The 6,084-nt window shown below is 68.8% G+C and carries 5 protein-coding genes; 3 read left to right on the forward strand and 2 right to left on the reverse strand.

Annotated features, from left to right (window positions below):
• Window positions 1-484: 484 nt before the first annotated feature.
• A complete protein-coding gene (locus JWQ81_RS44065) occupies window positions 485-2,140 on the reverse strand; it encodes a DUF885 family protein (protein ID WP_297551602.1) in 1,656 nt (551 codons plus the stop codon).
• Window positions 2,141-2,864: 724 nt separating this feature from the next.
• Window positions 2,865-3,758, reverse strand: coding sequence for a LysR substrate-binding domain-containing protein (locus JWQ81_RS44070; protein ID WP_297551603.1), 894 nt, complete (start codon window positions 3,756-3,758; stop codon window positions 2,865-2,867).
• Window positions 3,759-4,030: 272 nt separating this feature from the next.
• Between JWQ81_RS44070 and JWQ81_RS44075 the strand changes: the two genes are divergently transcribed.
• From JWQ81_RS44075 to JWQ81_RS44085, 3 genes are all read left to right on the forward strand, one after another.
• Entirely contained in the window at window positions 4,031-4,660 is a 630-nt protein-coding gene (locus JWQ81_RS44075; RefSeq protein WP_297551604.1) for an NAD(P)-binding domain-containing protein, read from the forward strand.
• A gap of 51 nt (window positions 4,661-4,711) precedes the next feature.
• Window positions 4,712-5,647 (forward strand): SDR family oxidoreductase, encoded by a 936-nt coding sequence (locus JWQ81_RS44080; RefSeq protein WP_297551605.1) that lies wholly within the window; start codon window positions 4,712-4,714, stop codon window positions 5,645-5,647.
• Window positions 5,648-5,731: 84 nt separating this feature from the next.
• Window positions 5,732-6,084 (forward strand): SDR family oxidoreductase (locus JWQ81_RS44085; protein ID WP_297551606.1); only part of this gene is annotated, 353 nt, incomplete at its 3' end.

Raw genomic sequence — 6,084 nt, forward strand, 5'->3', positions numbered from 1 at the left:
CCAGGCTGGTGGCCGCGTTGACCGCCATGGTTTCGGCGTTCGGGGCGGCAGCGGGGTTCGACGGTTGCGCTTGCGCACCGGTGGTGGTCGCCAGCGCGGCCACCAGTGCGGCGGTCGCGGCGACGACGACAGGACGGCTCAGTTTCATCGACGGATCTCCTCCGGGCAGGGCGATGACGGCCCGGGTGGTGGGCCCGTCATCGGTAGCGGGACGTGGTGGGGAGCGAGAACCAGGATCCGGTATTGGCTGTTGGTGAACAACCGACTAACGTACTGAATTGGGATAAACAACCAGTGATAAAAGTCGCGTATGCGTTGCCTTGGTGATCGCCACGGCTCCCCGGAGCCAACCAAGGACGGCACCTGTCCCGGCAACATCACGTCGGCCTCGCGCTGCCGCCGACCATGATCGACGCGCCCGACTTCGGCCAGGCCATCCGGATCGACCCCATCGGCCGAGCCCTCATCGGCGCCACCAGGACGCCTACCCCTGGGCGGTGGTGATCCAGGTGGTGATGACGTCCTCGAGCACCGACAGCGGGATCCGGCCTTCCGAGAGGACTGCGGTGTGGAAGCCGCGCAGGTCGAAGCGGGTGCCGAGCGTGCGCCGGGCTTGGTCCCGCAGCCGCCCGATCTCGAGCCGCCCGACCATGTACGCCAGTGCCTGCCCGGGTTCGGACAGGTAGCGGTCCACTTCGGACTCGATGAGCGCCGGCGCCATCGGGGTGTTGGCGTGTAAGTACTCCACGGCCCGGCGGCGACTCCAGCCTTTTGCGTGCAGGCCAGTGTCGACGACGAGGCGGGCGGCGCGGTTGGAGTCCATGGCGAGCATGCCCAACCGATCGAGGCCGCTCAAGTAGAGGCCCATCTCGTCGGCCAGGCGCTCGGCATAGAGCGCCCAGCCCTCCCGGAACGCGGTCACCTGCGCGGTCCGACGCAGCAGCGGCAGGTCGGTGCGTTCCTGGCTGAGGGTCATCTCGAAATGATGGCCGGGCACGCCCTCGTGGAACGCCGTCACCTGCGCTTTGTGCCGCGGGACATCGGACGGGCGCCGGGTGTTCACGAAGTAAGTGCCCGGCCGGGAGCCGTCCAGCGTGCCGACCAGATAAGCGGACGGAGTCCGCGGAGAGCTCGACGGCGGGTACTCGGTCACCGTGCACGCCGTCGACGGCATCGCCTCGAACCAGCCCGGCGCGGCCGCCTCGGCCCGGCGCACCGCCTCGCGGGCGGCGGCGACCATCTCGCCACCGGTGCCGAGACGCAGGTCCGGGTCGTCGCGCAGGCGGGCGAAGATCACCGGCAACTCGGCCGTGCCGAACGTCTCCGCGCCCAGCCGCGCGTACTCCTCGACGAGGCCAGCGACGACATCGAGGCCGATCCGGTGCAGCTCGTCCGGGGACAGGCTGGTAGTCGTGTGCCCGCGGGCCGCCGCGGCATAGCGGCCGGCTCCGCCGGGCAACCAGCAGACCCCGGCGTGGTCCGCGTCGCGGCCACGCGGCAGGAGCTCGGCGGTCAGGACGTCGCGATAGGCCGCGATGGCCGGTGCGACGACCTCGGCCACGACGGCCCGGCACCGGTCCGGGAAATCCGGCCCGGCCTGTTCGGGCTGCCGTCGCAGACTGCCGAGGTCGGCGAGTTGCTCGTCGAGGTGATCCACCGCCGCCCGGACGAGGTGCGCGACCGGAAGCAGCCCGCTGGCGACGCCGTCGCGATGCCGCTGCGCGAGCGTCGCGAAGAACGCGGGCAGCCCCCGCAACCGGGCCAGGAAATCCTCGCCGTCCTCCGCAGTGGTAAGCGGCAGCGTGGCGAGGGTCAGCAGCAGGCCGGGCACCGGGGTAAGGATCAGATCGCTCACGGTGAACTCGGCCCAGCGGCCCTCGACCTGCTCGATCAGCACCCGGGCCTGCTGGACGACCACCGCGCGGGTGACCCGCTCAGCGCCACTCAACCCGGCCGGTACCAGCCGCTCGGCCCGCTCCACGATCCCGGTCACGACACCGGCGAACTCCGCCTCCGCGACTTCGCCGTAGTCGGGCAACCGGTCACCGTAGCCGGGAATGCCCTGCACGCTCGCCGAGGTGGGAAAGCGGTCGAGGACGGCCCGATGCAGCTCGTCGGCCAGCGCGTTGACCTCGGACATCGTCCCCCAAGCAACCGTCGGTCAATCTGGTCCGCCCATTCTGCCAGCCGATGATATTCGATCACCACTTCGCCGCCGCGCACGCCCGAGACGTTTCACGGGGCCATGACACGCGTGGCCGCCGCCGAAGCGCGAATGGCGGCGAAGTCCAGTCGATCTGGGTACACCTCTGGCTTACGCGGTGGGCGTGACACACCCGGCGACGATGCACCATCGTGCGGTACATAAGCCGACCGCGGGCTTCCGCCACCCCGACGACTGCCCACCGGACGGCATCAAGCCACCTGAGTCACGGGGCCGCGAGGTCCACATCGACGCCCCCAACAGTCTCCTCCCGCTCGAAGCAGACCAGAGGATTAGCGCACCCCAGGAATAAGTCCCCTCCGCCAGTCAGATGAGGTGGACGTTCGACGCGGCGACGGAGACCCGCCTCGGCCAAGTCCGGCAAGGAAGTGACGATCTCTGCTGTGCCTGCACTGAGGTCAGCGGTGTCCATGCGCAGCTGTGCGAGCGGCCGGTCGTGTCGAGGGTCAGCCGCAGGCGGTGCGGGGTCTCGAGCGCGATCATGTCCACCGCCAAGCACCGGCTTGACCAAGGCCGCCTACGCCGCCGCCGGAATCACGTTGCCCCGCACCGCGGACACCCAATATCACGCCGGGCCACTGGTTCCCGCCCGGCTGGGATGCAGATACACCTCGACGGGCTCATCCCACTGGCCGCGTGATCACTCCACGACAGCCGCACCCAAATCATAGTTCCCACATTCTGCCGTGATCTCGGCCGTCGCCTGCGCCGCGGTGAAGAAGTCGTCGGCGAGCGGCGACGTGCGTGCCGCCGCCACCGCGAGGCACACCTGGTCGGGCGCAAGTTCCGGGATGGGCACGTAACTGATGTCCGGACGCGAGTAGAACACGGTCGCCGAACGCCCCACGAACGAGATGCCCCGGCCGGCCGCGACGTGCTCGAGCGTCTCCTCCATCCCGCGCGCTCGGAGCCCGGAGTCGGGGTGCGGGCGCCTGGTGGGCTGCGTGCTCGGGTCGCCATGCCAGACCAGCGGCTCACCGGCCAGGTCAGCCTCGGCGACCTCCTCCTTGCCGGCCAACCGGTGACCGGCGGGCAGTACCACCATGAGCGGCTCGGTGTACAGCGGAGTCAGGCGCAGGCCGGTCTCGTCGATGGGCAGCCGCACATAGCCGACGTCGACGCGGCCGTCGAGCAGCATCGGGGCCTGGTCGTCCCATTCCATCCGCTGCACGTCCACGACCACGTCCGGATGCTGGGCCTCGAACGCCCGCGTCGCCGGGATGACCGGGATGCCGGCCCGGAAGCCGACGACCAGCCGCCGGGTGCCGCGGGCGGCCACGGACACCCGGCGGCGGACCGCGTGCGCGGAGGCGAGCAGCGGACCGGCGTCGGCCAGCAGTTGTCGGCCCGCGTCGGTCAGCTCCACGCCGTGGCGATCCCTGGTGAACAGCGAGGCGCCGAGATCCTGCTCCAGCGCGCGGATCTGGCGGCTGAGCGCCGGCTGCGCGATATGCAGCTCATCGGCGGCGCTGCCGAAGTGCAACCGGTCGGCCACGGCGACGAAGTAGCGCAGTTTGCGCAGGTCCAGATCCATGGCGCCTCCCGGTCCGGTGATGCCTCCAGGTTATCACCACGACTGAAAGAAGTCTTGGACACACGCTCAAGCCAATGGCATCGTCAATGGGACCCGAGCGAATTCGGCATAAGAATTCGACATCGGGACTTGATAGCAGGGCCCAGACCCAGAATGAGCACATCAGGAATTGAGCGCCGTCCACCGCGTCATTCGACGGCGTCGACGACGTAACCGTTAATAACGACGGGGCGGGCATGGCGTCCGATCCAGCTCCAGAAAGCAGGAACTCCGTGAGCAGCATCAGCATCATCGGCCTGGGGAACATGGCCAGCGCCCTGGCTGACCGGGCGCTCGCCGGCGGCAACGCCGTCGAGATCATCGGCCGCGACCAGGCCAAGGCCAAGGAGTTGGCCGCCGCGCTCGGCGCGACTGCCGGGACGACCGGCGCCGCTCCGGTCGGGGACATCATCATCCTCGCCGTGCCGTACGCCAGCGCGGCTACCGTGGTCAGCGAGTACGGGGACGCACTACGCGGCAAGGTCATCATCGACATCACCAACCCCGTCTCCCCCGATTTCCAGGGCTTTGTCACCCCCGACAGCAGTTCCGGCGCACAGGAGATCGCCAAGGCCGCCCCCGCCGGCGCGCACGTTGTGAAGGCGTTCAACACCCTGTTCTCCCATGTTCTGGCGGCCGGCCCAGCCGATGGCCGCCTAGTGGACGTGTTCATCGCCGGCGACGACGCGCAAGCAAAGACACGCGTGTCGGCGTTCATCGAGAGCCTGGGACTGCGCCCGATGGACACCGGGCAGCTGCCAATGGCGCGGACACTGGAGAACGTCGCCTTGTTGCAATTGGGCCTCGTCGCCCACTCCGTCAAGCACACCAACTTCTTCCTCGGCGTCAGCATTCTCAGCTGAGCGCACCGCACCACCACTTCTCGCGCCACATCATTCACAAGGAGCAGTAGCGTGCGCGTATTCGTCACTGGCGGGACCGGCCATTCCGGTTCGTACATCATCCCCGAGCTCGTCGCCGCCGGGCACGAGGTCACCGGCCTGGCCAGGTCGGACACGTCCGCCGCGGCGCTGTCCGCGCTCGGCGCGAAGGTGCGCCGCGGCGACCTCGAGGATCTCGATGGGCTCAAGGAGGCGGCCGCGGACTCCGACGGCGTCATCCACGTCGCGCACAGGCAAGACCTGCTTCCCTCCGGCGGGATCGACGCTGTGGCCGCCGCGGAGCTCCCGATCATGCTCGCGTACGGCGAGGCGTTGGCGGGAACCGGAAAGCCGCTGGTCGCGGCGGGGAGCATCGGCTCGCCAGGAAACCTGGGCCGACCGGCCACCGAGGAGGACCCGGCCCTTCCCGGCGGCGATGAGTACAAGGGCACCCTGCGGGTTCGTAACGTCGTGGAAACCGCCGTAGTCGGCCTCGCCGAGCGGGGAGTGCGGTCTTCGGTCGTCCGGATTGCCAACATCGCGCACAGCACGACCGATCGTGCCGGCTTCCTCGTGCAGCTGATCGCGCTCGCGAAGGAGAAGGGTTTCGTCGGCTACCCCGGAGACGGCGCGAACCTGTGGAACGCCGTGCACGTCCGCGATGTCGCCTCCTTATTCCGCCTGGCGCTGGAGAAGGGGCCGGCTGGCAAATACTGGCACGCGGTTGGGGACGGGGCCATCCCGCTCCGCGAGATCGCCGAGGCCATTGGCGGTCGTCTCGGCCTGCCCGCCGCGAGCGTTCCCTCGGACGTACTGATGGTGCCTGCATACTTTGGGTTCCTCGCGAACATCGTCACGCAGAACTACCCGGCGTCCAACCTCATCACCCGCCGGACCCTCGGCTGGGAACCCGGCCAGCCCAGCCTGCTCGCCGATTTGGACAACGGCCATTACTTCTCTGCCGGCTGACGGCATGGACGGAGCCGAATCGCAACGAGTTCGGTTTCTCAGAACTGAACTGTTTCGGATACCCATCAATTCAACGGAGTGATCGTGGGAAAGCTCGATGGCAAGGTAGCGGTGATCACCGGCGGATCCACCGGCATGGCACTGGCTGGCGCCAAACTGTTCGTCGAGGAAGGAGCGCACGTCTTCCTCCAGGCCCGGCGGCAGGAAGCACTGGACGACGCCGTCAAGCTGATCGGCCGCAACGTCACCGCCGTCCAGGGTGACGCGGCCGAACTGGGTGACCTGGACCGCTTGTACGACACCGTCAAGAGGGAAAAGGGCTCGATCGACGTGCTGTGGGCCAGCGCCGGGATGGGCGAACCCGCCGTCCTCGGCGAGATCACCGAGGAACAGTTCCACCGCGCCTTCTGGCTCAACGCGCGCGGCACCCTGTTCAC

This window comes from Amycolatopsis sp., from assembly GCF_025464955.1.
Lineage (GTDB): Bacteria > Actinomycetota > Actinomycetes > Mycobacteriales > Pseudonocardiaceae > Amycolatopsis.

Excerpts from the sequence above, each read along its gene's own strand:
- JWQ81_RS44065 (WP_297551602.1), bottom strand. The coding sequence starts at position 2,140 with ATGTCCGAGGTCAACGCGCTGGCCGACGAGCTGCATCGGGCCGTCCTC.
- JWQ81_RS44070 (WP_297551603.1), bottom strand. The coding sequence starts at position 3,758 with ATGGATCTGGACCTGCGCAAACTGCGCTACTTCGTCGCCGTGGCCGAC.